This is a genomic window from Acidovorax sp. FJL06 (assembly GCF_003852545.1).
Lineage (GTDB): Bacteria > Pseudomonadota > Gammaproteobacteria > Burkholderiales > Burkholderiaceae_C > Acidovorax.
This window is the reverse complement of the sequence record NZ_QAJR01000025.1, coordinates 68,874-95,675: the sequence shown is the minus strand read 5'-3', so window position 1 is coordinate 95,675 and position 26,802 is coordinate 68,874. Positions and strand designations below refer to the sequence as shown.

General features: G+C 62.0%; 22 protein-coding genes and 1 tRNA gene. 12 read left to right on the top strand and 11 right to left on the bottom strand.

All coding sequences use genetic code 11. From position 1 onward, the window contains the following. Positions 1–48: 48 nt before the first annotated feature. A complete protein-coding gene (locus DBV10_RS14765) occupies positions 49–945 on the top strand; it encodes a LysR family transcriptional regulator (protein WP_124514371.1) in 897 nt (298 codons plus the stop codon). Positions 946–1,041: 96 nt separating this feature from the next. On the opposite strand, the gene DBV10_RS14760 is transcribed toward DBV10_RS14765, so the two are convergent. The 4 genes from DBV10_RS14760 to DBV10_RS14745 all read right to left on the bottom strand — a co-directional run bounded on the left by DBV10_RS14760 (position 1,042) and on the right by DBV10_RS14745 (position 6,036). Beyond that, positions 1,042–3,255 (bottom strand): ATP-binding protein, encoded by a 2,214-nt coding sequence (locus tag DBV10_RS14760; protein WP_124514370.1) that lies wholly within the window; start codon positions 3,253–3,255, stop codon positions 1,042–1,044. Further along, the gene (locus DBV10_RS14755) at positions 3,237–4,463 is read right to left on the bottom strand and encodes a hypothetical protein (RefSeq protein WP_124514369.1); all 1,227 of its coding nucleotides are present in this window, start codon (positions 4,461–4,463) and stop codon (positions 3,237–3,239) included. Before DBV10_RS14755 ends, DBV10_RS14760 begins: the two co-directional genes overlap by 19 nt. 98 nt (positions 4,464–4,561) lie before the next feature. Beyond that, on the bottom strand, positions 4,562–5,062 hold the full coding sequence (locus tag DBV10_RS14750) for a hypothetical protein (RefSeq protein WP_124514368.1): 501 nt from the start codon (positions 5,060–5,062) through the stop codon (positions 4,562–4,564). Between the two features lie 41 nt (positions 5,063–5,103). After that, positions 5,104–6,036: a hypothetical protein gene (locus tag DBV10_RS14745; protein ID WP_233589932.1), complete on the bottom strand. Its 933-nt coding sequence runs from the start codon at positions 6,034–6,036 to the stop codon at positions 5,104–5,106. Positions 6,037–6,209: 173 nt separating this feature from the next. On the opposite strand from DBV10_RS14745, the gene DBV10_RS14740 reads away from it, so the two are divergent. Beyond that, complete coding sequence (locus DBV10_RS14740) at positions 6,210–6,557, top strand: FlxA-like family protein (protein ID WP_124514367.1); 348 nt, start codon at positions 6,210–6,212, stop codon at positions 6,555–6,557. A 31-nt stretch (positions 6,558–6,588) separates the two neighbouring features. Here the strand turns inward: DBV10_RS14740 and DBV10_RS14735 are convergent, their stop codons facing one another. From DBV10_RS14735 to DBV10_RS14715, 5 genes are all read right to left on the bottom strand, one after another. Beyond that, positions 6,589–7,215, bottom strand: a complete 627-nt coding sequence (locus tag DBV10_RS14735) for a hypothetical protein (RefSeq protein WP_199740112.1) — start codon at positions 7,213–7,215, stop codon at positions 6,589–6,591. A gap of 104 nt (positions 7,216–7,319) precedes the next feature. After that, complete coding sequence (locus DBV10_RS14730; protein WP_124514366.1) at positions 7,320–8,972, bottom strand: ABC transporter ATP-binding protein; 1,653 nt, start codon at positions 8,970–8,972, stop codon at positions 7,320–7,322. A 190-nt stretch (positions 8,973–9,162) separates the two neighbouring features. Continuing rightward, entirely contained in the window at positions 9,163–10,212 is a 1,050-nt protein-coding gene (locus tag DBV10_RS14725) for an ABC transporter permease (RefSeq protein ID WP_199740111.1), read from the bottom strand. Positions 10,213–10,225: 13 nt separating this feature from the next. After that, positions 10,226–11,269 carry a microcin C ABC transporter permease YejB gene (locus tag DBV10_RS14720; RefSeq protein ID WP_124514364.1) on the bottom strand — a complete coding sequence of 348 codons (1,044 nt, stop codon included), beginning with the start codon at positions 11,267–11,269 and terminating at the stop codon, positions 10,226–10,228. Between the two features lie 11 nt (positions 11,270–11,280). Next, entirely contained in the window at positions 11,281–13,110 is a 1,830-nt protein-coding gene (locus tag DBV10_RS14715; protein ID WP_233589931.1) for an extracellular solute-binding protein, read from the bottom strand. A 104-nt stretch (positions 13,111–13,214) separates the two neighbouring features. Here DBV10_RS14715 and fabI point away from each other — a divergent pair, with 104 nt between their 5' ends. After that, positions 13,215–14,015: an enoyl-ACP reductase FabI gene (gene fabI, locus DBV10_RS14710; RefSeq protein ID WP_124514363.1), complete on the top strand. Its 801-nt coding sequence runs from the start codon at positions 13,215–13,217 to the stop codon at positions 14,013–14,015. Between the two features lie 104 nt (positions 14,016–14,119). Continuing rightward, a complete protein-coding gene (locus tag DBV10_RS14705; protein ID WP_124514362.1) occupies positions 14,120–15,028 on the top strand; it encodes a DNA ligase in 909 nt (302 codons plus the stop codon). A 90-nt stretch (positions 15,029–15,118) separates the two neighbouring features. Here the strand turns inward: DBV10_RS14705 and DBV10_RS14700 are convergent, their stop codons facing one another. Next, on the bottom strand, positions 15,119–17,398 hold the full coding sequence (locus DBV10_RS14700; RefSeq protein ID WP_124514361.1) for an arginine/lysine/ornithine decarboxylase: 2,280 nt from the start codon (positions 17,396–17,398) through the stop codon (positions 15,119–15,121). Between the two features lie 147 nt (positions 17,399–17,545). Here DBV10_RS14700 and DBV10_RS14695 point away from each other — a divergent pair, with 147 nt between their 5' ends. From DBV10_RS14695 to DBV10_RS14675, 5 genes are all read left to right on the top strand, one after another. Then, positions 17,546–17,971, top strand: coding sequence for an NfeD family protein (locus DBV10_RS14695; RefSeq protein WP_124514360.1), 426 nt, complete (start codon positions 17,546–17,548; stop codon positions 17,969–17,971). A gap of 42 nt (positions 17,972–18,013) precedes the next feature. Beyond that, on the top strand, positions 18,014–18,931 hold the full coding sequence (locus DBV10_RS14690; protein ID WP_124514418.1) for an SPFH domain-containing protein: 918 nt from the start codon (positions 18,014–18,016) through the stop codon (positions 18,929–18,931). Between the two features lie 83 nt (positions 18,932–19,014). Continuing rightward, positions 19,015–19,104 (top strand) — tRNA-Ser (locus DBV10_RS14685). A gap of 736 nt (positions 19,105–19,840) precedes the next feature. Then, the gene (locus DBV10_RS23400; protein ID WP_370451176.1) at positions 19,841–20,104 is read left to right on the top strand and encodes a helix-turn-helix transcriptional regulator; all 264 of its coding nucleotides are present in this window, start codon (positions 19,841–19,843) and stop codon (positions 20,102–20,104) included. Next, positions 20,101–21,519: a YfjI family protein gene (locus DBV10_RS14675; RefSeq protein ID WP_124514358.1), complete on the top strand. Its 1,419-nt coding sequence runs from the start codon at positions 20,101–20,103 to the stop codon at positions 21,517–21,519. Before DBV10_RS23400 ends, DBV10_RS14675 begins: the two co-directional genes overlap by 4 nt. 279 nt (positions 21,520–21,798) lie before the next feature. On the opposite strand, the gene DBV10_RS14670 is transcribed toward DBV10_RS14675, so the two are convergent. Next, positions 21,799–22,395, bottom strand: coding sequence for an inovirus-type Gp2 protein (locus DBV10_RS14670; protein WP_158616823.1), 597 nt, complete (start codon positions 22,393–22,395; stop codon positions 21,799–21,801). A gap of 436 nt (positions 22,396–22,831) precedes the next feature. Between DBV10_RS14670 and DBV10_RS14665 the strand changes: the two genes are divergently transcribed. From DBV10_RS14665 to DBV10_RS14655, 3 genes are read left to right on the top strand one after another with little or no spacing between them, the layout of a single operon-like run. Further along, on the top strand, positions 22,832–24,577 hold the full coding sequence (locus tag DBV10_RS14665) for a class I SAM-dependent DNA methyltransferase (protein ID WP_124514356.1): 1,746 nt from the start codon (positions 22,832–22,834) through the stop codon (positions 24,575–24,577). Next, complete coding sequence (locus tag DBV10_RS14660; protein ID WP_124514355.1) at positions 24,574–25,920, top strand: restriction endonuclease subunit S; 1,347 nt, start codon at positions 24,574–24,576, stop codon at positions 25,918–25,920. Before DBV10_RS14665 ends, DBV10_RS14660 begins: the two co-directional genes overlap by 4 nt. Then, complete coding sequence (locus tag DBV10_RS14655; RefSeq protein WP_124514354.1) at positions 25,917–26,783, top strand: GIY-YIG nuclease family protein; 867 nt, start codon at positions 25,917–25,919, stop codon at positions 26,781–26,783. Before DBV10_RS14660 ends, DBV10_RS14655 begins: the two co-directional genes overlap by 4 nt. Positions 26,784–26,802 lie beyond the last annotated feature (19 nt).

The following is a 26,802-nucleotide window of genomic DNA, read 5'->3' as shown; positions in this document are numbered from 1 at the left end:
AATTCAAATTAATTGGCCCAGCCGATTTTCCGGCCCGGGACCCACCGCATGAGTACCGCCCACCTCTCCAGCCGCCAGCTCGATGCCTTCATCGCACTGGCCGAGCAGCGCAGCTTCACGCGTGCGGCCGGCCTGTGCCACCTGTCGCAGCCTGCGTTCAGCGCCCTCATCCGCGCATTGGAGGACGACCTGGGCCTGCGCCTGTTCGACCGCAGCACGCGGCATGTGGACCTCACACCCGAGGGGCAGAACTTCCTGGAGTCTGCCCGCCGCATCCGTGCCGAGATCAGCAGCGCGCTGTCGGCCGTGCGCGATGCCGCCACGCTGCAGCGCGGGCGCGTGGCCGTGGCGCTGCTGCCGTCGCTGGCAGCGGGCTGGCTGCCGGGGGTGCTGGCGCAGTACCGCGCGGCACACCCGGGCATTGAGATCGACATTGCCGATGTGCTGTCCGAGCCCTGCATCGACCGGGTGGCCAGCGGCCATGCCGACTTTGCGCTCGCGGCCATCCGCGCCGACACCCCCGCCCTGCAGGCCGAGCCGTTCTGCAGCGACAGCTTCTACCTGGTGTGCCCCGCCGGCCACCCGCTGGCGCGCCGCCGCAAATCGGCCATCACGGCGCAGGACCTGGCGGCCTGGCCCTTCATCCACCTGGCGCGCACCAGCAGCGTGCGGCAGTACCTGGAGGCCGCACTGCACCCGCAGGCCATGCACACGGCGATGGAGGTGGAGCAGCTCGCCACCGTGATGGGCATGGTGCGCGCGGGGCTGGGCATCAGCGTGGTGCCCGCGCTCACGCTGTTCCACTTCGAGCAGCCGGGCCTGGTCACGCGGCCGCTGTCGCTGCCCGGGCTCACGCGGCAGATCTATCTGGTGCGGCGGCGGGACGAAAGCCTGTCGGTGGCGGCGCAGGCGCTGTATGCGCTGGTGATGGCCCAACGGCCGTGATGCGCGGCCTGGTCATCGTCAATGCAATGCAATGCACAAACTATCAAAACAATAGCTAGCAGCGCTTTATGGACAGGCGCTGGAGCCTGATTTCCTTCAAATCCTCATTGCACCGCGTGCCAGCACGGCCAGCTCCTGGTGCAGCAGCAGCTCCACCTCTGCGGGCTCGAACTGGTCCTGCAGCAGCGGGATGGCAAAGCGGTATTCGGCCTCGTGCTTGCGCAGCACATAGGCCAGCTGCAGGCGGGCCAGCGACTGGCGCAGCGCCTGCGCATCGCCCGCGATGCCATGGCTTTGCAGCAGATGGGACAGGGCCAGCAGGCTGCTGTGCCCGGCCTGGGCCGTGTGGTAGACCACGATGCGGTCCAGCCGGCAGGCGGCGTCGTCATGGCTCAGGCGGCCCCAGCCGGCCAGTGCGTCCTGCACGGCCTGCGAGCCCAGGGCCTGCGCGAGGTGCCGCGGCTCGATGGCGCGTTCGCCGGGCTGCAGGGCCTCCAGGCATTCCTGGCACAGGATGGCCACCAGGTTGGCGCGCTGGCCGCTGGCGTCCACGAGTTTTTCGACCAGGGTGTCACTCGCAAAACCCAGGCGCAACTTGCGCAACGGTTCGGTGGCCAGTTCGCGGCAGGCGGCGCGCTCCAGCCCGCCGATGGCCAGCACCTCGCCAAAGTTGCGCAGCGGGCTCTGGTAGTCCAGCACGGCCGTGGCATACAGGTCCCAGAAGCCCGCCAGCATGAACCAGCAGCGGCCCTCCTCGCTGAGCGCGCGCAGGGTGGAGAGCTGGACGTAGCCGTGGGCCGATTCGTCACGGAAGAACAGGTCGGCCTCGTCGATCAGCAGCACCAGCCGCTTGCCTTCGTACTGCGCCTGCAGGTGGTCCACGATGGCTTCCAGCGGCGTGTTGGCCGGCAGGCCGAACTGCAGCGCCATGCGCGGCGCCAGGCGGTGGTCGCGCAGCGAGACATAGTGGCACACGGTGTGCGGGTGGCCCTGCAGGCGCCGCTGCACGGCCTTGAGCAGGCTGCTCTTTCCCAGCTGGCGCCCGCCCACCACCAGGTAGTTGGCAGGTTCGCGGCTGACCACGCGGGCCAGCAACTGCGCGCGGCCGAAGAACGAGCCTTCGCGCGTCACGCCTCCCCGCGTCTGGTACGGCGAGATGCGCGTGATGCGCAGTTGCGCGGCCAGCAGGCGCAGCAGCACCTGCAGGGCCTCGCCGCCCACCAGCCATTCGGTCTGGCTGGCGCTGTCCACCACCACATGCAGGTTGGCGCGGTCATCCCCATGGGCCCGCAGCAGCGGCTGGGGGGCGTCCACGCTGTGTTCCCCCAGCACCAGCAGCACGTCGCTGCCGGTCTGCGCGGCGCGCAGCTGGCGCAGCACGGTGGCCTCGTCCACACCGGGCGTGGGCACGAAGACCAGGCAGCGGTCCAGCGACACGGGCAGGTCGGGCGGGAACTGCCATTCGAACACCTGCCCCGGCAACGCCCAGCCGGTGCTGGGCTGGCTGCGGGCCGAGACCCGCTCGGCCAGCGCACGCACCAGGCCCGCAGCACCATCGGCCGCGCCGGGCTGCGCGCACAGCACCGCACGGCGCCAGTCCACCAGGCGGATGTCGGCCGCCAGCAGTGTGGATTCGCGCCGCCCGGTCCAGCCCAGCAGCCGGTCCAGCCGGGGCAGCCGCGCCAGGGGCGTGCGCCGCAGCCGTGCGGGCTGTAGCTGCGCAGGCCCCAGCAAGGGATGCCGCGCCACCCAGACCACGGCGCCCGCGACGAAAATGCCAGCGCACCAGTAGATGAGCCTGCGCAGGCCTTCGAACGGATCGCGCTCGGACGGCGGCAGGGGCATGAAGTCGTCTGCCCGCCCCTCCAGGCAGTTGATGGGCAGATAGCCGGCGGGGATGGGCGGGCGCCCGGGCCGGCAGCTCCAGGTGGTCGTGCCAGGCTGGAGCTGCACCAGCACCTGCGTGCCGGCAAGCTTGCCCAGCTCGGGGTTCTGCGCAATGTCGGCCTGCAGCACGTAGGGCTTGGGCGAAGTCACGCGCAGCTGGGGGTTGCCGATGGGAGGCGCGTGCTTCTGGATGTCCTGCGGCCAGGCATCCTGCTCGTTGTGCGCCTGCATCATCGCCACGCGCCATTGCACCAACTCGCCCCAGACGATGCCCGCGTTCTCGGCGCCCAGCACCGAGCCCCGCGTGACCGGGTTGAGCTTGGGCGTGAGCAGCGCGCTGCCCACAAACAGCGTGAGGGCCGCGATCACCACCGCGCGGACCACGGCCTTGGACAGCAGCGGGCTCAAACGGTCTGCGAACATGAGTCCAGCACCATGAGGCCTGCGTCGCGGATGGTGGGGCTGCGCCAATGCAGCCGCGCGGCCTCGCCCGTGCCCCGCGCATGGACCAGGTTGCCCCAGAACAAACGGCGCAGCTCGTCGTCCTGCAGGTAGGGGCGCGCACGGCCCAGCTCTTCGGCCTGCAGCAGCTGCGCCAGGCGCTGGCGGGTGGCAGGCGCCTGCGCCAGCGGCAGGAAGGTTTGCCACAGGCGCGGGCTGCTGGCGAGGTGGCTGCGCAATGCGGCGGAGCGGGCCTGCGCCTCGTCCACGCCATGGTCCACCAGCCACTGCAGTCCCTCTTCGAACAGCGCGGGGTGGCCGCCGCTCAGCTGCTGCAGGGCCGCCAGCACCGGCTGCGGCCAGGCCTGCTCGGGCCAGCGCTGGCGGGCCAGTGGGGTGAGGTCTTCCAGCGATGGATCGGGCCAGTGGTTGACCTGGGCAATGTTGAGCAGCGAAAGATCACCGCTGCGGTACTTGAGGTCGGCCAGCGCCTCGCCGCCGCACAGCAGCAGGTGCAGGCGGCCGCTGTGCATTTCGCTCAGGCTGCGCAGGATGCCGGCCAGGGTTTCGCGCAGCTGCGGTGTGCCCTGCTCGAAACGGCTGACCAGGCAGAACAGGCGCTCACCCGCCTGCAGGCGGCGCTCCAGCGCGGACTCGAACTCGTAATCCGAAGCCACATCGCCCAGGCCACACTGGCGGCCGACGGCGGCGAAATATTCGGCCGGCACGGTGCTCACGCTGTAGGGCGGCTGGATGTGCAGCACCGCGCCTTCGCCGTACTGTGCCTTGGCGCGCTGCAGCAGCTCTTGCCGGAACGGTGGCTGGCCCCAGTGCGCGGGCGACAACAGCAGCGAGATGGGGTACGGCACGGCCTGCGCCAGCTGGGCAAACAGCCGGTCCTGGAAGGCCGCAAAGGGCTGCGCCGCGCCCGCCGATTCGGCCTGGAGCGGGAACTCGGGCGCCAAGCCGGCCGCGCTGAGCAGGCGGTTGGCCTCGGTCTCGGTCAGGCGCAGATACCGCGTGCAGGCCACCAGCTTGTCGCGCGAGCGTGGGTTGGGCGCCGACAGGCCGTTGCGCCAGTTGTTCACCGCCTCACGGCTCAGGCCGATTTCGGTGGCCACGCCGGAGGCGCTGGCGCGGATGCGCCGCATGTAAAGCGACAGCAGCTCGGAAAAAGAGTCTTGGGCCATGGACAGGGAGGGTGGGCGCCCCCGGGCGCCAGAAAAGAGGATGGGAAGAGGCAGTCAAAAAAAGGGCCTGCCCGGAGTGTGCCCGGGCAGGCCCCACCTCACAGCAGCCGCTGCACCATGGGCCAGACCTTGGTGCAGCCCAGGCCACAGGCCACCAGCACCGGGCTGTAGAGCACCAGCGCACCGACCACCGTCATCAGCCAGCCGGTCTCTTCGTCTTCTTCGGCTGGCTGCGGCTTCTTCTCTTTTTCTTTTTCTTCTTCTCCCTCCCTCTCCGACTTGTCATCCTTGGCGGCCTGGGCGGCTTTTTTCTCGGCGTCCTCCGGGCCGTCGCCCGTGATCTCCTGCACCAGCATCACCAGCACCACCGCCAGCGAAGCCCCCAGCAACCCCAGGTAACCGTACTGCAGCTCGGTGCGCGCCAGGGGGTAGAAGTACCCGGCCAGCACCACAGCGGGCAGCAGGAAGAAGGCGTGCATCTGCCAGCGGTACCAGTCGATGCCCTCGTCCTTCTTGTCGAGCGCGCCCATCACCAGCTTGTAGGTGATTGCGCCCAGCACGAAGATCAGCCCGCCCCACCATTCGATTTCTGTCAGCATCTTTGAATCGCTCCCTCGTAGTCCGTGAATGTGTGTGGCGCTCAGTGCCCGGCCTTGTTGCCGGTGTGGGCGGCGGAGTCCTCGCCTGCGGGCGGCTCGCCTTGTGGCGCCTCGGCGTCGCCCTCCTCGCCGCCCTCAGCATCGTCGTCACCGTCATCGCCGTGGATGTCCTTGTATTCGCTCAGCATGTAGTACAGCGGCAGCGCGATGGCCAGCACTAGGCCCAGGCCCAGCCACAGCCAGAAGCCCTTGAACAGCAGCACGGTGACCACGGTAAACACGATGGCCTGCAGCAGCCCCTTGAAGCCGGCGCGCAGCAGCAGCACCGCGATCAGGCCCTGCACGGGCGACTTGCCGCTCTTGCCCATGGCGCGGGCCATGTCGATGAAGGCCTGCGCGGCCTCTTCGGCTTTTTTCTTGCGCTCGGCCTCGTCCTTGCGCAGCTTGGCAACGCTGATGGGCTTGGCCGGGTCCTTGGAGTGGCCGTAGGGGTCTTCTTCGTCCCCGTCTGGCGCGCTGTCTGCGCCCCTGCCGCCTTCGCCAGCAGTGCTGCGCTCGTGCGCCGGCTCCACCACGGCGCGCCACTGGGGGTTGGACTCGAAAAAGGCCTTGCGCGAGACCCACTGGCCCTGGTCGAAGTGCATGCGCTCGGTCTCGCCCACCTGGTCGTAGAACACCTCCAGCACCGCCGAGCGCAGGCCATGGGCAAACAGCGTTTCCAGCGCGCGCAAGGGCAGGTCGTCGTGGGTGCCGGTGTCAAAACACAGCAGCAGGTGGGTGCGCTCGGCCGACACCTGCTGGTTGAACCATTGCGCGTCCCACAGGGCGGCCAGGTCTGCGCCGCCCAGCTTGTCGGCCCAGCGCTGCGCCTGCTCGGTGTTGCCGGCGGCCAGGTACTGGTAGACCAGTTGGCCCAGCTTGAGCTTGATCGGGTCTTCGAAGAACAGGTGCAGGGTATGGGCGTTTTGCGACATGGCTCTGGGGACGGGGTGGGTTCGGGTGAAAGTGCACGGATTGTTACCGCGCACCAAGGGCTTGTCCCTCTCGGCGTTGTCCACCGCCCACACCCCACGCTCCCCGCACACCTGACAGGATGTCAACCGCCGCCATGCCCTTGAGATTTCTGCCAGGATGCCGATAACCCGGCATGCAAATCTCCAGCGCCACGGCCTCATCGGGCACCGCCTCCAGCGCCAATGCCGCCAGCAACATCAACAAGCTGCAAAAGCAGCTGCGCGAGCTGACCAACGAGCTGCGCAGCGTGGCCGGGCAAGACATGGAGGCCAAGGCCAAGCAAGAAAAAATCAAGCTGCTGCAGGCCCAGATCCAGATGGTGCAGCAGCAGATTGCCGCCATCCAGCGCCAAGCGCAGCAGGAACAGATGGACAAGGCCCAGGCACAACAGCAGGCCCAGGCCCACCCGCAGGCGCCGGCCAGCACCGCCCCACCGCGCCGCATGCCTGGCCTCGGGGAATCCGTCGATACCTTTGCTTGAAGCGCTGGCAGCCCCCTCCCCCCGCAGGCAGCTACCGGCCTTCCATCAAGGTGATGGCGGCAAAGGGCATGTGGTGCATCAGCTCGCGCAAAACCAGCAGGCTGGCCGCGAAGGCGGGGCTGGCGGGCAGCCCTTCGTGCGCAGCAGGGCGGCCTTGGGCCACGGCCGCAAGCCGGTTGAACAGCCGCTCCATGGCCTCCAGCGACAGCACCCGGGCGGGCCCTGGCGCAATGCCCGCCAGGGTGGCGATCTCGTGCAGCGCGGGGTCGAGGGAACAGAGCAGGACCGTGGCCCCTTCGGGCACCCACTGGCGGTGGCGCACATGGGCCGCATAGACCTCGTCTTCCACCGAGGCGATGGCGTTCTCCAGCTCCAGCGGCGTGGGCAGGGCGCCACGGAAGAAATCACGCGCCGTCTTCTGCTGGCCCAGGGCCAGCGTGAGCATGACCGAAGGCCATGTCGGCTCCGGCCCCGTCGCCAGCACGCTGTGTTCGCCCCCCCAGTGCAGGGCCGTGACCCACTGGCCCGGGGCTGCGAGGGCATGGGCCTGGCGGTAGACCTCCGCAATATCCACCAGAAGCGCCTCGCCGCCGTCCTCGGGCAGGGCGGAAGCGCCCGGCAGCGGGGCCAAGGACTGGGCAGGCATCGATTCAGACATGGTGGCTCCGGCCAGGACACCCCTGCGGGCTGCAGGGAACAAGGGCATCTTTCCACGGCCCAGGGGCTTGCGCAACCGCAGGCAGTCAGGCCATCATCATCCCTTCACCCCGCAATTCCCGGCCCGCCGGCAGCCGCCACCAACCGCTGGGTGTAGGGGTGCTGCGGTGCATCCAGCACCGCATTCACACGGCCCCCCTCCAGCACGGCGCCATCCTTCATCACCACCACGTCGTGCGCCATGGCGCGGATGACATCCACATCGTGCGTGATGAGCAGGTAGCTCAGGCCTTTTTCCTTTTGCAGGCGCTGCAGCAGGCCCAGCACCTGCTGCTGGATGGTCACATCCAGGGCGCTGGTGGGCTCGTCGAGCACCAGCACCTGGGGCTGCACGATGAGCGCCCGCGCTATGGCCAGGCGCTGGCGCTGGCCGCCTGAAAACTCGTGGGGATAGCGCTCCAGCAGGCGGGGGTACTGGTCTTCGGCCAGGCCTACTTCGGCCAGCGCCGTCACCACGCGGGCGCGGCGCTGGGCCACGGTGAGCGCGGGCTCGTGCACCTTGAGCCCCTCGCCCACGATCTCTTCCACCGTGAGGCGCGGCGACAAGGACGAGAACGGGTCTTGAAACACCACTTGCACCCGGCGGCGCAACTGCTGGTTGGCCGGTGTGTTGCGCATGGCGGGCTGCTGCCAGGCCTGGCCCCCCACCTGCAGCTCGCCCGCGCAAGGCAGCAAGCCCAGGATGGCCTGCGCCAGCGTGGATTTGCCCGAGCCGGACTCGCCCACCACCCCCAGCGTCTGCCCCGGCAGCAGCTGCAGCGCCGCGCCGTGCACCGCCACGAATTCGCCCTTCTTGAACCAACCCTTGATACCAGGCAGCGGCGTGGGATAGGCCACGCGCAGGCCCTGCGCCAGCACCACGGGGGGCGTGCCGGCGGGCGGGGCGGCCTCGGCCACATCGCGGCGCGGCTGGCTGGCAATCAGGCGGCGGGTGTAGGCATGCTGCGGGGCGCCAAACACCTCGGCCACAGCGCCCTGCTCCACCAGCACGCCCTGCTCCATCACGGCCACGCGGTCGGCAAAACGGCGCACCAGGTTCAGGTCGTGCGTGATGAGCAGCACGGCCATGCCGGTCTGGCGCTGCAGGTCGCTCAGCAAATCCAGAATCTGCCCGCGCAGGCTCACATCGAGGGCGGTGGTGGGCTCGTCGGCCAGCAGCAGTTTCGGGCTGCTGGCCAGGGCCATGGCAATCATGGCCCGCTGGCGCTGGCCACCGCTGAGCTGGTGCGGAAAGCTGCCCGCCCGCCGCGCAGGCTCGGGGATGCCGGTCTGCGCCAGCAGCTCGATGGCGGCCTGCGCGCACTGGGCACCCGTGAGGCCGCGCTTGAGCTGCAATATCTCGGCAATCTGCGCACCAATGGTCATCAACGGGTTGAGCGCGGTCATGGGCTCCTGGAACACCATGGCGATGTCATCGCCACGCACGCCGCGCATCTCGCGCTCTGTCAGTGCCAGCAGGTCCCCACGCCCTTGCAGATGGGCCTGCCCGGTGATGACGGCATCGCCCACCAGGCGCAGCAGGCTCAGGGCGGTGAGGGTCTTGCCCGAGCCGGATTCACCCACGAGCGCGAGTTTTTCGCCCGCCGCAATGCTGAAGCTGACGCCCCGCACCACCTCCTTGGGGCCGAAGCGGACATGCAGGTTTTTCACCTCTAGCAGTGGCGCGGATGTGGGCGGCGGTGGGAGTGTGACGCTCATGGCTTATCTGTCGTTCACAATGGGCTGGCGTCGCATTGGGCGTCTGCAACTGGCACGCACGAAGCCAGCGGACGCCGCACAAGGGCCGCCAAGCCGCGCATGCGGCGCTCCGCTTGCTTGCGCTGGCGGCGTTCCCCCTCCCGGCGAAGCCAAGAGAGGGGGGAAGGCGCGAAGCGACTCAGGGGGGTGTTCATTGTTTTCTGGGGTCGAGTGCATCACGCAGCGCATCGCCCATGAAGGTTAGCAACAGCAGGGTTGTGACCAGCACGGCAAAGGTCGAGAGCGAAATCCACCACGCGTCAATGCTGTTCTTGCCCTGGCTGAGCAACTCGCCCAGCGACGGTGTGCCAGGCGGCACGCCCAGGCCCAGAAAATCGAGCGAGGTCAGCGCCAGGATGGCCGCACTCATGCGAAACGGCAAGAAGGTCACCACGGGCGTGAGGCTGTTGGGCAGGATGTGGCGCCAGATGATCTGCAGGTTGCCCACCCCCAGCGCACGCGCGGCCTTCACGTAGTCAAGCTGGCGGTTGCGCAGAAACTCGGCGCGCACGTAGTCGGACAGTCCCATCCAGCCAAACAGCGATAGCAGGATGAGCAGCAGCGCAATGCTGGGCGCAAACACCGCGCTGAAGATGATGAGCAGGTACAGCTCGGGCATGGAGCCCCAGATCTCGATGAAGCGCTGGAACGCGAGGTCGGTCTTGCCGCCAAAAAAGCCCTGGATCGCCCCGGTGAGCACACCCAGCAGCACGCCGGTGACGGTGAGCGCCAGGCCAAACAGCACGCTCACCCGAAAGCCATAGAGCAGCTGCGCCAGCAGGTCGCGCCCCCGGTCGTCCGTGCCCAGCCAGTTGTCGGCCGTGGGGGCCGACGGGTTGGGCGTCTTGGCAAAGTAGTTGAGCGTGTTGGGGCCGTAGGGGTTCAAGGTGTACAGCGCCCAGTTGCTGCCTGCACCCAGCCGCTCCTTGATGAACGGGTCGAGGTAGTCGGTGGGCGTCTCGAAGTCGCCCCCGAAGGTTTTTTCGGGGTAGTCCTTGAGCATGGGGAAGTAGGTCTGCCCCTCATAGCGCACGATGAGCGGCTTGTCGTTGCTGACCAGCTCGGCCCCCAGACTGACCAGCACCAGGGCGCAGAAAACGAGCAGGCTCCAGTACCCCAGCCGGTTGCGCCTGAAGCGCAGCCAGGCGCGGCGGGACGGGGAGAGCGAAGACGGTGTAGCAGCAGGACTCATCAGGGCCATCGGTGCGTTCGGGCTAGTCAAACTTCACGCGCGGGTCCACCCACACATAGCAAAGGTCGCTGATGAGCTTGGTCACCAGCCCGATCAGCGTGAACAGGTAGAGCGTGCCCAACACCACCGGGTAGTCGCGGCGGATCACGCTCTCATAGCTGAGCAGACCCAGGCCATCGAGCGAGAACAGGGTTTCGATCAGCAGCGAACCCGCAAAGAACGCGCCGATGAACGCCGCCGGAAAGCCGGTGACGATGGGGATGAGCGCATTGCGGAACACATGCTTCCACAGCACCTGCCGCTCGCTCAAACCCTTGGCGCGTGCCGTGAGCACATACTGCTTGCGGATCTCTTCAAGGAACGCGTTCTTGGTCAGCATGGCCGTGACAGCAAAACTGCCCAGCACCATGGCCGTGACCGGCAGCGCGATGTGCCACAGGTAGTCCACGATGCGCGCGCCCCAGGACAACTGCTCCCAATTGGCCGATGTGAGCCCCCGCAGCGGGAACCATTGCAGCTGCCCGCCGAAGATCACGAGCAGCGCCACGCCCAGCACAAAGCCGGGGATGGCGTAGCCGACGAGGATGAGCAGGGTGGTCACCAGGTCGAACCGCGAACCGGCCCGCACCGCCTTGGCCACCCCAAGCGGCACGGCAACAAGGTAGCTGATGAAGAAAGTCCACAGGCCCAGACTGATGGAGACGGGGAGCTTTTCACGAACGAGGTCCCACACCGCCTTTCGCTGATAAAAACTCTGCCCGAGGTCAAACCGCGCAAAGGAGGAGAGCATCTTCATGAAGCGCTCATGCGCGGGCTTGTCAAAGCCATAGAGCTCCTTGATTTCCTGGATTTGCTTTGGGCTCAGCCCTTGCCGGCCACGGTAGTCTCCCCCTGCTCCAGCACTGGGAGCAGCCCCCTCCCCGCCCGAAGAGCGCCCCTGGAGCTGAGACACCAATTGCTCGACTGGCCCGCCCGGTACGAATTGAATGACCACAAAGGTCAGCAACAGCACCCCCAGCAACGTGGGCACCATCAGCAGGATGCGTTTGAGTATGTAGCTGAGCATGCAGTCTGCACCTAGCGGTTGCTCGTCGACGCCCACCACGTGGCGGCGGCCCAGGAGTCCGGCTGGTAGAAGGGGGGGATGGTCGGCGGCAAGACAAAACCTGCCGGCCGGTAACCCACAAAAAACTCATCGCTGTACCACTGGGGAATCGAGTAGTAACCGTGCGACAAAACCCGGTCCAACGCGCGCATCGCGGCAGACACATCGGACTTGGTCGTTGCGGAGAGGACTGAGCGAATCAGGCTGTCCACCGCAGGATCGGCAATGCCCCACATATTGGCCGATCCCGGCGTGGCAGCGGCCTTGGATCCAAAGTACTCAAAGAGATCGCTCCCGGGTGAGCTTCTCCCGGGGATGCGGAGGCTGCCCAATTCAAACTCGAACTCATCCATGCGCTGTTGATAGAGGGCTCCATCCACATTGCGTATCTTCAAGTCAATCCCCAGCTTCTTTAAAGCAATCTGCATGGGGATCACCAACCGCACCGACGAGGGCTGCGAGTTCAGGTATTCCATCTGGAAAGCCTCGCCTTGGGCATTTCGCAGTGCACCATCGCGATAGACCCAACCGGCCTCTGCCAGCAGCTTTTTCGCCATGCGCAGGTTGTCGCGCAAACTAGAGGGAGGCAGCGTACTGGAAGAGAGCAACGCCGGGCCAAAAACCTCGGGGCGCAGCTTGTTTCGCAGAGGCTCTAGCAAGGCCATTTCTGCGGGCCCCGGCAACCCGGAGGCGTGGAATTCACTGTTGGGGAAGTACCCTTCCACCCGCTTGTACAAGCCGTAGAACATCTGGCGATTGAGCCACTCGAAGTCCATCGTCAGCGCGATGGCCTTGCGGACCCGGATGTCCTGGAATTTCGGATTTCGAAGATTGAAGGTGTAGCCCTGAAAGTCCCCAGGATTGCGGTGCTCAAACACCTGCTTTTTGACCGCACCGGAATCAAATGCCTTGCCCTTGTATTGGCGCGCCCAGTTTTTGGAAACGAACTCCCGCTTCAAATCATATTCACCGGCCTTGAGGCCCTCAAACCGGCTTGTATCGTCGAGGTAGAGCTTGTAGGTGATCCGGTCGAAGTTGTACTGCCCCTTGCGCACCGGCAAGGCGGCGCCCCAGTAATTCTTGTCACGAAGGTAGGTGACATCACGCCCCAGTTGCGCACTGGACGGACGATAGGGTCCTGACGCAATGGGCAGATCCGTGATCACGGCGTCAAATGATTTTCCAGCCCCCCATTTCCGGCTGAACACGGGAATGCTCCCGGCCAGCAGCGGCAATTCGCGGTTGGGGCTGGCAAAGTCAAACTGGACGAGGCGCTCTCCCAGCGCACGTACCGCCTTGATGTCCGCAAAAATGGTTCGAAACTGGGGCGACGCCTGCTTGCTCACCAGCGTGTTGAACGAATGCACTACATCGGCAGCGCCAACCGCAGACCCATCACTGAATCGCGCCTCCTTGCGTATCCGGAAAGTCGCCGATAGGCCATCAGGAGACACAGAAACATCTTCTGCAAGCAATCCATAGCCCGTGGAAGGCTCTTCGGAGTTGCCTGCGAGTAAGGACTCAAAAACCAATTCCAGCATGCCCGCAGGGGCAGTTCCCTTCAGCGTGAACGGATTGAACTTATCGAAATTGGTGACCGCAATGGGTGGCACCAGACGGATCTCCCCTCCCTTTGGGGCATCCGGATTAACGTAGTCGAAATGCGTAAAGCCCGGCGGATATTTCACGTCGCCAAACTGTGCATAGGCATGGGCCGCCCAGGAGGCCGAGCCGAACGCCATGCCACACATGGCGCACAACACGGCACGAACCCAGCGAAAACGGACAGCAACAAGGCACATGCGACAATTCTGCACTACGTTCATCGGCCACCGCAGCGAATAGCGCATAACCACATGCAGCGCGCCAGCGGGGCGCCTTTCCCCATTCCACAAGGAGAACAAACATGGGTTTTCTGACCGGCAAAAAACTGCTCATCACGGGTGTTTTGTCCAACCGCTCCATCGCCTACGGCATTGCCAAGGCCTGCCACGAACAGGGCGCCGAGCTGGCCTTCAGCTATGTGGGCGAGCGCTTCAAGGACCGCATCACCGACTTTGCGGCCGAGTTCAACTCCCAGCTGATCTTTGATTGCGACGTGGGCAGCGACGAGCAGATCGAACGCATGTTTGCCGAACTCTCGCAAACCTGGCCGAAGTTCGACGGCTTTGTGCACAGCATCGGCTTTGCGCCGCGCGAAGCCATCGCGGGCAACTTTCTGGAAGGCCTCTCGCGCGAAGGCTTCCGCATCGCGCACGACATCAGCGCCTACAGCTTCCCGGCCATGGCCAAGGCGGCCCTGCCCTACCTGAACGACAAGTCCTCGCTGATCACCCTGAGCTACCTGGGTGCGCTGCGCTCCATCCCCAACTACAACACCATGGGCCTGGCCAAGGCCAGCCTCGAAGCCTCGGTGCGCTACCTGGCCGAGGCCGTGGGCCGCACTGCAGACGGCCGCAGCATCCGTGCCAACGGCATCAGCGCGGGCCCCATCAAGACGCTGGCCGCCAGCGGCATCAAAGACTTTGGCAAGCTGCTGAGCCGCGTGGCCGATGCATCGCCCCTGCGCCGCAACGTGACGATCGAAGACGTGGGCAATGTGGCGGCGTTCCTGCTGTCCGACCTGGCCTCGGGCATGACGGCCGAGATCACCTATGTGGACGGCGGCTTCAGCCAGACCGCGGGCCTGAGCGCTGACCAGGTCTAAAGCTCTGCGGGGCTGAACAGGCTCAACTACAAACTAGCTTCTACCGCTTATCCAATAAGCGCTAGAAGCTATTTTTTTGATAGCAACCCATCACATATCGCTGTATGCACCGCAGACATTGCCTGGCCTGGCTGGGCCTGATGCCCCTCAGCCCCACCCTTCTGCTGGCCACGCGCCAGGCCTGGGCCGCCGACGCGCCCGCCTTGCTGCTGGCCAATGTGTACCGCCCCGGCATGCCGCTGGCCGACTACTGGGTGAGCGAGAAATACGACGGTGTGCGCGGCTATTGGGATGGCCACACGCTGCGAACGCGCGGTGGCGAAACGGTGGCCGCGCCCGCGTGGTTCACCGCAGGCTGGCCCGCCACCCCCATGGATGGTGAGCTGTGGGCCGGGCGCGGGCGCTTTGGGCACGCCCAGTCCACCACGCGCCAGCAGCAGCCTGATGATGCGGCCTGGCGGCAGATGCGCTTCATGGTGTTTGACCTGCCCGCCCAGGGCGGCCCGTTTGATGAGCGCCTGGCTGCGCTGAAAGCCCTGGTGGCCCAGATCCACCAGCCCTGGGTGCAGGCCGTTTCGCAGCAGCGCATCACCACCGATGCGGCCCTGCAGGCCCTGCTGCAGCGCACCGTGCGCGCCGGGGGTGAGGGGCTGATGCTGCACAAAGGCAGCTCGCTGTACCGGTCAGGCCGCAGCGACGATCTCGTCAAGCTCAAAACCCACGAAGACACCGAGGCGCAGGTGGTGGGCCACCTGCCGGGCAAAGGCAAGCATGCCGGGCGGCTGGGCGCGCTGCTGGTGGAGATGCCCACGGGCCAGCGCTTCAAGCTGGGCGCAGGGCTGACGGATGCCGACCGCGCCGATCCGCCGCCCATCGGCAGCTGGGTGACCTACCGCTTTCGCGGCACCCACGACGGTGGCCTGCCACGTTTTGCGAGTTTTGTGCGGATGCGGCTGGACATGCCTGCCGCAGTGCCCCCACAACCCCCACTCACTGAGCTATCAAAAAAATAGCTGCCAGCGCTTGATGGACAAGCGCTGGCAGCCTATTTTTATTCAAACCCTGTCCACGGCGTCGGCCGTGGATGGGCCTGCCAATGATGGTCAGGACTTGGCCACGCAGTCCGCATAGAAGCGGACCTGGCCGTTTTCATCCTCGACTTCCACCAGGCCGTGGATGTCGGTCTCGAAGCCCGGACACAGCTTGGCGAATTCGCGCGCGAACTTGAGGTAGTCCACGATCTTCTTGTTGAAGACTTCGCCGGGGATCAGCAGTGGAATGCCCGGCGGGTACGGCGTGACCAGGCCCACGGTGATGCGGCCTTCGAGCTGGTCGATCTCCACGCGCTCGGTCTTGCGGTGCGCGATGTGCGCATACGCGTCCGAGGGCTTCATGGCGGGCGTGAGGTCCGACAGGTACATCTCGGTCGTCAAGCGCGCAATGTCGTACTTGGCGTACATCTCGTGCACATGCTGGCACAGGTCCTTGAGGCCCATGCGCTCGTAGCGCTTGTGCTGCTGGCAGAACTCGGGAAGGATGCGCCACATGGGCTGGTTCTTCTCGTAGTCGTCCTTGAACTGCTGCAGCGCGGTGAGCAGTGTGTTCCAGCGGCCCTTGGTGATGCCGATGGTAAACATCACAAAGAAGCTGTACAGGCCCGTCTTCTCGACCACCACGCCGTGCTCGGCCAGATACTTGGTGACGATGGAGGCGGGGATGCCCGTCTTGTCGAACTTGCCATCCAGGCTCAGGCCGGGCGTGACGATGGTGGACTTGATCGGGTCCAGCATGTTGAAGCCGTCGGCCAACTGGCCAAAACCGTGCCACTTGCTGCCCTTCTTGCCCTTGGCATCGCTGCGGATGATCCAGTCTTCGGCGCGGCCCATGCCCTCGTCCACGAGCTTGTCGGGGCCCCAGACCTTGAACCACCAGTCGTTCTTGCCGAAGTCATCCTCGATCTGGCGCATGGCGCGGCGGAAGTCGAGCGCTTCCAGAATGCTTTCTTCCACCAGCGCGGTGCCGCCGGGCGGCTCCATCATGGCGGCAGCCACGTCGCAGCTGGCGATGATGCTGTACTGCGGGCTGGTGCTGGTGTGCATCAGGTAGGCCTCGTTGAACAAAGGCCGGTCGAGCTTCACCGTTTGCGAATCCTGCACCAGCACATGCGATGCCTGGCTGATACCGGCCAGCAGCTTGTGGATGGACTGCGTGGCATACACCACCGAGTGCTGGGGGCGTGCGCGCTTCTTGCCCATGGCGTGGTAGCTGCCATAGAACGGGTGGAAGGCCGCGTGCGGCAACCAGGCCTCGTCAAAGTGCAGGTTGTCCACGTAGCCATCGAGCATGCCCTTGATGGTCTCTGTGTTGTAGAGCACGCCGTCATAGGTCGATTGCGTGAGGGTCAGCACGCGCGGCTTGACCTTCTTGGCGTCCACGCCCTTGAGCAGCGGGTTGGCTTTGATCTTGGCCTGGATGGCTGCGGGCTCGAACTCGCTTTGCGGAATCGGCCCGATGATGCCGAAGTGGTTGCGCGTGGGCTTCATGAACACCGGGATGGCCCCGGTCATGATGATGCTGTGCAGGATGGACTTGTGGCAGTTGCGGTCCACCACCACCACATCGCCAGGGGCCACGGTGTGGTGCCAGACCATCTTGTTGCTGGTGCTGGTTCCGTTGGTCACGAAGAAGCAATGGTCGGCATTGAAGATGCGCGCGGCATTGCGCTCGCTCTCGCCGATGGCTCCGTTGTGGTCCAGCAGCTGGCCCAGCTCTTCCACCGCGTTGCACACGTCGGCGCGCAGCATGTTCTCGCCGTAGAACTGGTGGTACATCTGGCCCACGGGGCTCTTCAAAAACGCCACGCCGCCCGAGTGCCCGGGGCAGTGCCAGCTGTACGAGCCGTCTTCGGCGTAGTCCAGCAGCGCCTTGAAGAAGGGCGGCTGCACGCTTTCGAGGTAGCTCTTGGCCTCGCGGATGATGTGGCGCGCCACGAATTCGGGGGTGTCCTCGAACATGTGGATGAAGCCGTGCAGCTCGCGCAGGATGTCGTTGGGCAGGTGGCGGCTGGTCTTGGTCTCGCCATGCACGTAGATCGGCACCTCGGTGTTCTTGCGGCGCACCTCGCCAATGAAGTTGCGCAGGCTCAGCACCACAGGGTCAAGCCCCTCGCCCAGCGTGAACTCCTCATCGTCGATGGACAAAATGAATGCGCTGGCGCGGCTTTGCTGCTGTGCAAATTGCGACAGGTCGCCATAGCTGGTGACCCCGACCACCTCAAAGCCTTCGGCCTCGATGGCCTGCGCCAGGGCGCGGATACCCAGACCCGAAGTGTTCTCGGAACGATAGTCTTCATCGATGATGATGATGGGAAAGCGAAACTTCATGCGCAGCCTCCGTGCAAACGTGCCCTGCCCGGCCAAAAAACGAAATAGGCGCGAAGTGTAAGGAATAACGTTGACGCGCCTTTGAACTGCCTCCCTTTTGACCCAGAATGTGGTGCACTAAACACAACCGACCCAAGGAGGTTCAGCATGGAGGCATCCACCATCTGGTGGCTGGCAGCGGGGGCCGTGGTCGTTGCGGAGCTGCTTACCGGGACGTTTTATCTGCTGATGGTGGCGCTGGGGCTGGTTGCTGCAGCATTGGCCGCCCACATGGGCCTCTCGGCAACAATGCAAGTCGTGGCGGCTGCGGCGGTTGGCGGTGTTGCCGTGGTGGGCTGGTACTACTTCAAGAAGAAGCGCCCCGAAGACCCCTCAGCCCGCGCCGACCGCAGCGTGAACCTGGATGTGGGGGAAACCATTCTCATCAGCGAGTGGGGTTCCGACGGCACCACCCAAGTGAAATACCGAGGCGCAAGCTGGACCGCGATTCATCGCCCCGGAGTGACGCCTGCCACCGGAATGCACAAAGTTGTCGAACTTGTAGGCAACCGCCTGCTGGTAGAACCTTTGTAACCCTCTTCAGCAATCTCTCCCGAAAGGCTTGATATGGACGGCATTTACATCGCATACGCCATCGCCATAGTGGTCGTTGTCGTCGTGATCCGGAGCTTCAAACAGGTTCCCCAGCAAAACGCCTGGGTTGTCGAAAGGCTCGGCAAGTACCACGGCACGCTGGGCCCGGGTTTGAAGGTCATCATTCCCTTCTTCGACAAGGTGGCCTACAAACACAGCCTCAAGGAAATCCCGCTAGACGTGCCCAGCCAGATTTGCATCACGCGCGACAACACCCAGTTGCAGGTGGACGGCATTTTGTACTTCCAGGTGACGGACCCGATGCGCGCCAGCTACGGCTCCAGCAACTACATCGTGGCTGTCACGCAACTGGCGCAGACCTCGCTGCGCTCGGTCATCGGCAAGCTGGAGCTGGACAAGACCTTCGAAGAGCGCGACATCATCAACGCCCAGGTGGTGCAAGCGATTGACGAGGCCGCGCTGAACTGGGGCGTGAAGGTGCTGCGCTACGAGATCAAGGACCTCACGCCCCCCAAGGAAATCCTGCACGCGATGCAGGCCCAGATCACAGCCGAGCGCGAAAAGCGCGCACTGATCGCTGCCTCCGAAGGCCGCCGCCAGGAGCAGATCAACATCGCCACCGGCGAGCGCGAGGCCTTCATTGCCCGCTCCGAAGGCGAAAAGCAGGCCGTCATCAACAAAGCCCAGGGCGAAGCCGAATCCATCAAGGCCGTGGCCGAAGCCAATGCCCAGGCCATCGAACGCGTGGCCGCCGCCATCCGCCAGCCAGGCGGCGAGCAGGCCGTGCAGCTCAAGGTGGCAGTAAAGGCCGTGGACGCCTACAGCCAAGTCGCCACCAACGCCACCACCACCCTCATCGTGCCCAGCAACATGACCGAGGTGTCAGCGCTGATCGGCTCGGCCATGAAAATGGTGCAGGCGTCGCAGAAAGCGGGCTGAAAACAGGTACACACCAGTTTTTTTGTCCCAATCCCGCTCCGTGCCCAGATCGACCCAATCCTGTGGCTATAATCGAGGGCTTCGGAGAGGTGGATGAGCGGTTTAAGTCGCACGCCTGGAAAGCGTGTGTGGGCTAATCCCCACCGCGGGTTCGAATCCCGCCCTCTCCGCCAATAAGCAAGCAAACAAGCGCCTCTCGGGGCGCTTTTTTGTTTTGTATGCCATTTGGTATACCTTTTGTGCGTGGATAGAAATAGACGCCCTGGGATCACAACAGGCCCTTTGGCAGCGACGTCCCTGGTACTCCCGCATGGCACGCAGCCGCCTCTCACGAAGGTCCTTGCGCCCCCACCAACACGACAAACGGCATCACATTGTGATTGCGCATCGCTTGGAGCTCAGGTACACTGAGTTCACGAGGTCCATCCGCTTCGTGATTAAAAGTCCTAGATATGGATCAGGTCCGGCTTGACCGTATCAATCAGTCACTTGAGCAATTCAAGCGGCTCTGCTAAAAAGATCTACGGCTGGTTCAGGGTAAATCTCTAAATCGCAGCCATATCAATCAGCCGTGTGAGCAATTCACGTGGCGTTACAGAAAAGTCTTTGGCTCGTTCAGGGTTAACTCCCTGAACTACAGCCACATCTGAAGCTTGTTGACATCGCACACAGCGACCCAACCGAGCAAAACCTGATAGCCCTGCACTGTGCGTGAAGGCACGACCACCATGGTCCTGTCAGACACGAGCATCGCAGTCGGCGCCTCTGAGAGCCTTGGATCTGTTCAGACAGTTCTTCAGGCAAGCCCCACCTACAGACGTCTCACCTCGTCGCCAAAGAGCGGCTTGGAATTACCGCGTGATAGGTACGTGACGGCTGTGGCGCTTGGGGCGACAAAGCAGCGGTCACATGTTCGAAAGAAGGATTTCTTCGATGAATCGACTAGTTGTAATGGCACTCAAGTGCCCAGAGGCGGCAAAGTTCCTGGCAATGTCACGAGCCACGTTCTATGACATCCAGAATCCCAAATCGCCCCGCTTTGACCCAACCTTCCCAACCACAGCCAAAGTTCGCCTGGGCGCACGCTCAGTCGCGTGGCTAGCTTCAGACCTTCAAGCGTGGCTTGAAAGCCGCAGAGTCGGTGCACAACCAACCGGGAGGGCTGACCAATGAACGTCCCAGCACAACCATTGCCGACTGTGTTGCCTAGAGAACTCGACCTGCTGGTCAAAGAGATCGCTCAGACAACCCAGGCTCCCTATGAGTTGATCGTCAGCGTCCTGCTGTCGGCGACGGCGCTTTCAGTTCAGCATCGATGTCGTGTGCAACGCAAGCCTGGGCTGGATGGACCTATCGGCCTGTTTCTGATCACCATTTGCGACTCGGGTGAGCGCAAAAGTGCGGTACAGAAGCTGCTGTTCAAGGCCTTTATGGAAATCCAGCGCCGCTGGGGAGACGGGGCAATGCAAGCGGTAGCTAAATACAAGATAGACCGTGCGCTTTGGCGCGAAAAGAAGGAAGCGCTTTCCAATGCCTTGCAGCGGGCCATCAGCAAAGGAGCGCAGGTAGGTGATGTGGAAAAACAACTTCGGGAGCTCCTCGAAACCGAGCCGCAACCTAGCTTTGCACGCAAGCTGATCTATGCCGACACCACCATTGAAGCGCTGCTCGCGGGCCTGTCCGAGTGTGGCAACTCTGCGGCGTTGGTACACGATGAGTTTGCCCAGTTTTGCGACGGGCCTATGGCAAGGCAATTGGGGGCTCTCAATGCACTCTGGAGTGGCTTAGATTGGCCCGTGGATCGCAAAACGAGCGGAAGTTTTGTGCTGCATGACGCCAGCCTGACCTGCTTACTGCAGGCACAGCCAACCGTATTCCAACGTTTTGTTTCAAGACATGGAGTGCAGGCCCTTGGAAATGGCTTTTTTGCACGTGTGCTGCTGTGCTCTCCGATCTCGACACAAGGCCATAGGTTCGAGAATGGACACACGGCAGATAACACGCACATCAACTGGTTCTACGACCGGTGCAAAGAACTACTGGAAAAGAGCGAACCAAGGGTATTGAGGTTTTCAACGCAAGCGCAGTGGCTTTGGAATGATATTGCTAACAGCTACGAATCTAGCACACTACCAGGCGGCAGCTACCACGGAGCAAAGGACTTTGCGTCCAAAGCTGCGGAAAATATTGCAAGAATCGCTGCAGTTTTTCATGCCTTCCTCAATGAAGAGACTGATGAAATTTCCAGCGAAACATTGCAATATGCAGCCAACCTCGTTGACTACTACGGCGGGCAGTTTTTGCAGCTCTTAGGAAGAACCGACCCAGTCACCGAGCAACAATACGACCTAGCAGAACTTGAAAGGTGGATTAGATCAATTCTATATGAAAAGCAATGGAATTACGTCCCCAAAACACACATTCTACAATATGGCCCGAATCGCTTGCGCAACAAAGCAAAGCTAGATTTATTAATTGAAATTTTGGCGATAAATGGAAAAATAACCATCTGGAAGATAAACAAAAAAATTATCATCACAGCCAATGCGACTTCGATGGCAGCTATCCCCTTCAATCCGAACTATTAATAGGCCACAACTCAGATAGTTTCAATTAACTTGATGGTCACTCTGGCTTTTCCAGGGTGATCATTTTTCACGCTCAGATCAGCGCTGACCGACTCCAATCAATTGTCTAAAATCCAAAACTTACAGCCCGCTACCAGCGCTAATTTCCACTATTTTTAGCGGAAATAGCCACATCCGAGGGGTTCCACCCTCGCTCTCACTCAAACACTCTTGATTGAGTCGAAGAACACCCAGGCGTTACCCTGCAAAGGCTTCGACTGGGTGTTGTTGCTTGAGCCTCTAGTTGCGCGGACGTCCGGCGCTACTCTTTTTTTTGATACACACTCCTTTAGTCACAGACTTTTCACGCCCAGATTGCTTGATACCGTCGATGCTCTGCTCGTCTTTCAGCATATAGCCAATGACCTTTTCTTCGAGAGCTGCACGCTTGGCAAAGTCTGAATGATCAATCATGCCGATGCCACATTGCTCGTAGCGACCTTTGTCACGGTTACAGTTGTGAAAAACGCCATTCCCGTCGGTAATCTTTTCATTCCAATATTTGCCTATCTGATCTCCGAGGTGAGCATCCTTACATACCTTTTGCCCATTAAAAAGTAACAGCACATGTGCATGGGGACCTTTTTCTTTCGCGTCTTCGAACTTGAATATATAGCCGACCTGGTCCCGAAACAACGAATGATTTCCTCTGCGATTGTCGAGCATATGTTTGACATCTTTTTTTATCTTCTCCAAGCTACACTCGCTGCCATGCTCCTTGTTATAGCCCAGATCAATCCTCACCGCTAGAAGCTTTGAATATTCATCCTGCAACTCTCGGCAGTATTTAGTAACGCTCTCCAAGTTTCTTCCACTTGCTTTTTTAACTTTAGACATGAAAACACCTCGCATGAATACGACTGCAACCATTTGCAATCACATGATATACAAAGATGTTTACTCACAGTCAAAATGAGATGACCACACGGGATACTCCATCTCACAATGACCAAGGTTTAAAGCGGACATACTCAATTTAATTGTATTAATAACCTATATTAATCGCAAAATCAGTCGCAGGCATACCCAAGGCATCTGAGATCAAATCTCATATGCAACCTTGTATTCAAGATTGCAATAAATATACAAAGTTACGTATGAATAGAAATATGAAATCAAGCCCCCCCTTGCGGAACATAAAGGTAGCGCTGCAATATTCCCTAGCCCCACTATTTTCTTGAATCTAGGCGTCCCATCAGCAGAGCGCCTGCATGTCAGATGAAGTCCGTGAGGCATACTGCACCCAGTAAGCAAATGTCAGTTTCCTGAGCGCATGAACCAACAATCCCTCTCCGCCTTCATCTGGTCGGTCGCCGACCTCCTCCGTGGAGACTACAAACAGTCCGACTACGGGAAAGTCATCCTTCCGTTCACCGTTTTGAGGCGCCTCGACTGCGTGCTGGAGCCCACCAAGGCAGCCGTCTTGTCGGAGCTGGCAGAAAAAGAGGTGCAGGGCATCAATCCCGAGCCCTTCTTGTTGCGCAAGTCAAAGCAGAGCTTCTACAACCAGAGCCCGCTGGATCTGCCCAAGTTGCTGGGAGATCCTGACAACATTGCGCACAACCTGTTCACTTACGTGCAAGGCTTTTCGCCCGCTGTGCGTGATGTGTTCGAGCGCTTCGAATTTCAGGCTCAGGTTGAGCGGTTGGCCAAAGCTGGTCTGCTGTATCAGGTCACAGAGAAGTTCACCCAGATTGACCTGCACCCCGAGGTAGTCAGCAACATGCAAATGGGCCTGGTGTTCGAGGAGCTGATCCGCAAGTTCGCCGAAATCAGCAACGAAACCGCCGGGGAGCACTTCACTCCGCGCGAGGTCATCAGGCTCATGGTCAACCTCATCTTCATTGAGGACGACGACATCCTGAGCAAGCCCGGCGTGGTGCGCACCATCTACGATCCCACAGCTGGCACCGGCGGCATGCTGAGCGTGGCGGGCGAATACCTGGCCGAGCACAACCCGCGGGCACGACTCACCGTGTTTGGCCAGGAGCTCAACCCCGAGTCCTACGCCATCTGCAAGGCCGACATGCTGATCAAGGGCCAGGACGTGGCCAACATCGCCTTTGGCAACACGCTCAGCGACGACGGCCATGGGCATAAGAAGTTCGACTACATGCTCTCCAACCCACCCTTTGGCGTGGAATGGAAGAAAGTCGAAAAGGAAGTGCGCAAAGAACACGAGCAACAGGGGTACAACGGCCGCTTCGGTCCCGGCCTGCCCCGCGTGTCGGATGGCTCCATGCTGTTTTTGCTGCACCTGCTCAGCAAGATGCGTCCGACGGCTGAGGGCGGCAGCCGCTTCGGCATCGTGCTCAACGGCTCGCCGCTCTTCACCGGCGGCGCGGGCTCGGGCGAATCTGAAATCCGCCGCTACGTGCTAGAGAACGACTTATTGGAGGCCATCGTCGGCCTGCCTACCGACATGTTCTACAACACCGGCATCAGCACTTACGTGTGGATCATCAGCAACCGCAAGCCAGCAGCGCGCAAGGGCAAGGTGCAACTGATCGACGCCTCAGGCATGTGGCAGAAGATGCGCAAAAGCCTGGGCAGCAAGCGCAAGGAACTGAGTGATGCTCACATTGAGCGCATCACCCGCCTGTTTGGCAACTTTGTGGAGGCCAAAGAGGACGACGGCACTCCCATCAGCCGCATCTTCGACAACGAAGCCTTTGGCTACCACTCCATCACCGTCGAGCGCCCGCTACGCGACGAAGCGGGTAACGTAGTGCTGGGTATCAAGGGTAAGCAAAAGGGCAAGCCTCAGCCCGATAGCGCGCTGCGCGACACCGAAAACGTTCCCTACACCGAAGACGTGGGCGAGTATTTCAAGCGTGAGGTGCTGCCCCACGCCCCGGACGCCTGGATCGACCCAGAAAAGACCAAGGTGGGCTACGAAATCCCGTTCAACCGGCACTTCTACGTCTTCAAGCCGCCGCGCCCTCTGGCGGAGATTGATGCCGAGCTGAAGCAAACCACCGATCGCATTCTGGACATGATCAAGGGGCTGTCGGCATGAGTTTTCAGCGATACCCGGAGTACAAGGACAGTGGGGTGGCGTGGCTGGGGGAGGTGCCGGGGCATTGGGAAACCTGGAAAGTGGCGCATGCCTTCGGCTCAATTGGCAGTGGTACAACGCCGCCAAGCAGCGAGGAGCATTGGTATGACAGCGTCGGAACTCCGTGGGTGACAACGGGAGAGCTGCGTGAAAACATCATCTTTGAAACGAGCAAATCAGTCACCGACGCCGCTTTGGAAAAGTTCTCAGCTCTTCGCATTCATCCGGCCGGTTCACTAGTTGTCGCCATGTATGGCGCGACGATAGGGCGTCTTGGCATCCTTGGGGTCGATGCAGTGACCAATCAAGCCTGCTGCGTATTGAGTTCCCCAAGGCATCTGGACATAGCCTTTACTTATTACTGGTTGCAGGGATTCAAGCAAATCATTATTGATCTGTTCTCCACAGGTGGAGGACAGCCGAACATCAATCAGGACACAGTTGCCAGCCTACGCATTCCAGCACCAGGGTTACCAGAACAAACCAGCATCGCCACCTTCCTCGACCGCGAAACCGCCAAGATCGACACGCTGGTGGCCGAGCAGGAAAAACTGATCGCCCTGCTACAAGAAAAGCGCCAGGCCATCATCTCCCACGCCGTGACCAAGGGGCTGGACCCGAACGTGCCGATGAAGGACTCGGGCGTGGAGTGGCTGGGGGAGATACCTGCGCATTGGCAAATGTCCCCATTGAAATGGCTCACCCAACCTACGCGACCAATCATGTACGGGATTGTCTTACCGGGGCCTGATGTGGACGAAGGTATCCCCATCCTGAAGGGTGGGAACGTGAAACCGTCCCGTATGAATCTCACTGAGATGGCCCGGACGACGCCAGACATTGAACAACCCTACGCGCGCGCGCGCCTGAAGGCATCTGACCTCGTCTACTCAATTCGCGGAACCATTGGGGATTGCGAAGTTGTCCCACCTGAACTGGAAGGGTCGAACATTACCCAGGATGTAGCGCGTATTGCAATTGATACAAGCGCTTGTCATACGTGGGCTAGATGGACACTACTTTCAGCCCCAGTTCGCGAAGAACTAGCTTGTGGAAGCTTAGGGGCTGCAGTTCGAGGTGTGAATATTTTTGATCTGAAACGAGTAGCTTTTCCAACCCCTCCTCTTGCGGAGCAGGTCGCGATTGCCGCACATATTGACAAGGAGACCGGTCGGCTTGAAGCGCTATTGGCCGAAGCTCAGTCACTAATTGCTCTCCTACAAGAACGCCGCACCGCCCTGATCTCCTCCGCCGTCACCGGCCAGATCGACGTTCGTGGCATTGCCTCTCCACAAGCCGCATGAGCACAACGCCTAAAACCATCCAGATCTTCCTGCCGGGCGGCAGCCCCACAGGCATCCGCGTTGCAGAAATCACCACACGCATCGTCCAGGTCATCGACGTACCTCGAAAGCTGCTCTCGGACTTCTTGGAGATGCCAGAGAGCGATGAAGTCGCGGCCTATTTTCTCGTGGGCGAGTCAGACGACGGGACCGAGTTGAATGTGTACGTGGGCCAGACGGGCGATCTGCGCAAGCGTCTTGCCAAGCATGATGCAGATAAGCCGTTCTGGGAGCGCGCTTTGGTGCTCATCTCACGCACCAAATCCCTCACCCAAACACACGGCCTGTTTCTGGAATGGTGCAGCCTACAGGCCATTAGGAAAGTGAAACGGTACACGGACCTCAATGGAAACGGAGGATCGCGCCCGCACACCCCCGCTCCCATGGAAGCCGATTGCCTTGAAGTCTTTGAGACGGCTCGGACGCTTCTGGCAACCCTGGGGCATCCAATGTTTGACCCTGTTGTGCAGGCACCCCAAGATACGCCACCGCAAGACTATCTTTTTTGTACGGTCAGTGGAGTGGATGGCCGTGGCCTGTACACGCAAGAGGGATTCGTAGTCTTGGCAGGATCGGTGGGACGCAAGGAGAACATGCAGTCCATCGCAGGCACAAGCAACGCGAGCTTTAGAGACAAGCTGGTGGCCAACGGCACGCTCAGTGTGAACGGCGATGCGGTGGTCTTCACGAAGAACCACCTGTTTCGATCTCCCAGCATGGCGGCGGTGGCCCTACTCGGTACGACGGCCAATGGCTGGAACGTCTGGAAGGACAAAGACGGCAAAACCTTGGACGCCCTGAAGCGCCAAGCGATAGGCACCTGATAACAACGAAAGCGGTAGA

Excerpts from the sequence above, each read along its gene's own strand:
- DBV10_RS14765 (WP_124514371.1), top strand. The coding sequence starts at position 49 with ATGAGTACCGCCCACCTCTCCAGCCGCCAGCTCGATGCCTTCATCGCA.
- DBV10_RS14670 (WP_158616823.1), bottom strand. The coding sequence starts at position 22,395 with ATGTCTAAAGTTAAAAAAGCAAGTGGAAGAAACTTGGAGAGCGTTACT.
- DBV10_RS14695 (WP_124514360.1), top strand. The coding sequence starts at position 17,546 with ATGGAGGCATCCACCATCTGGTGGCTGGCAGCGGGGGCCGTGGTCGTT.
- DBV10_RS14730 (WP_124514366.1), bottom strand. The coding sequence starts at position 8,972 with ATGAGCGTCACACTCCCACCGCCGCCCACATCCGCGCCACTGCTAGAG.
- DBV10_RS14700 (WP_124514361.1), bottom strand. The coding sequence starts at position 17,398 with ATGAAGTTTCGCTTTCCCATCATCATCATCGATGAAGACTATCGTTCC.
- DBV10_RS23400 (WP_370451176.1), top strand. The coding sequence starts at position 19,841 with ATGTTCGAAAGAAGGATTTCTTCGATGAATCGACTAGTTGTAATGGCA.
- DBV10_RS14760 (WP_124514370.1), bottom strand. The coding sequence starts at position 3,255 with ATGTTCGCAGACCGTTTGAGCCCGCTGCTGTCCAAGGCCGTGGTCCGC.
- DBV10_RS14675 (WP_124514358.1), top strand. The coding sequence starts at position 20,101 with ATGAACGTCCCAGCACAACCATTGCCGACTGTGTTGCCTAGAGAACTC.
- DBV10_RS14725 (WP_199740111.1), bottom strand. The coding sequence starts at position 10,212 with ATGGCCCTGATGAGTCCTGCTGCTACACCGTCTTCGCTCTCCCCGTCC.
- DBV10_RS14740 (WP_124514367.1), top strand. The coding sequence starts at position 6,210 with ATGCAAATCTCCAGCGCCACGGCCTCATCGGGCACCGCCTCCAGCGCC.
- DBV10_RS14655 (WP_124514354.1), top strand. The coding sequence starts at position 25,917 with ATGAGCACAACGCCTAAAACCATCCAGATCTTCCTGCCGGGCGGCAGC.
- DBV10_RS14715 (WP_233589931.1), bottom strand. The coding sequence starts at position 13,110 with ATGTGCCTTGTTGCTGTCCGTTTTCGCTGGGTTCGTGCCGTGTTGTGC.
- fabI (WP_124514363.1), top strand. The coding sequence starts at position 13,215 with ATGGGTTTTCTGACCGGCAAAAAACTGCTCATCACGGGTGTTTTGTCC.
- DBV10_RS14720 (WP_124514364.1), bottom strand. The coding sequence starts at position 11,269 with ATGCTCAGCTACATACTCAAACGCATCCTGCTGATGGTGCCCACGTTG.
- DBV10_RS14735 (WP_199740112.1), bottom strand. The coding sequence starts at position 7,215 with ATGTCTGAATCGATGCCTGCCCAGTCCTTGGCCCCGCTGCCGGGCGCT.
- DBV10_RS14665 (WP_124514356.1), top strand. The coding sequence starts at position 22,832 with ATGAACCAACAATCCCTCTCCGCCTTCATCTGGTCGGTCGCCGACCTC.
- DBV10_RS14755 (WP_124514369.1), bottom strand. The coding sequence starts at position 4,463 with ATGGCCCAAGACTCTTTTTCCGAGCTGCTGTCGCTTTACATGCGGCGC.
- DBV10_RS14660 (WP_124514355.1), top strand. The coding sequence starts at position 24,574 with ATGAGTTTTCAGCGATACCCGGAGTACAAGGACAGTGGGGTGGCGTGG.
- DBV10_RS14745 (WP_233589932.1), bottom strand. The coding sequence starts at position 6,036 with ATGTCGCAAAACGCCCATACCCTGCACCTGTTCTTCGAAGACCCGATC.
- DBV10_RS14750 (WP_124514368.1), bottom strand. The coding sequence starts at position 5,062 with ATGCTGACAGAAATCGAATGGTGGGGCGGGCTGATCTTCGTGCTGGGC.
- DBV10_RS14705 (WP_124514362.1), top strand. The coding sequence starts at position 14,120 with ATGCACCGCAGACATTGCCTGGCCTGGCTGGGCCTGATGCCCCTCAGC.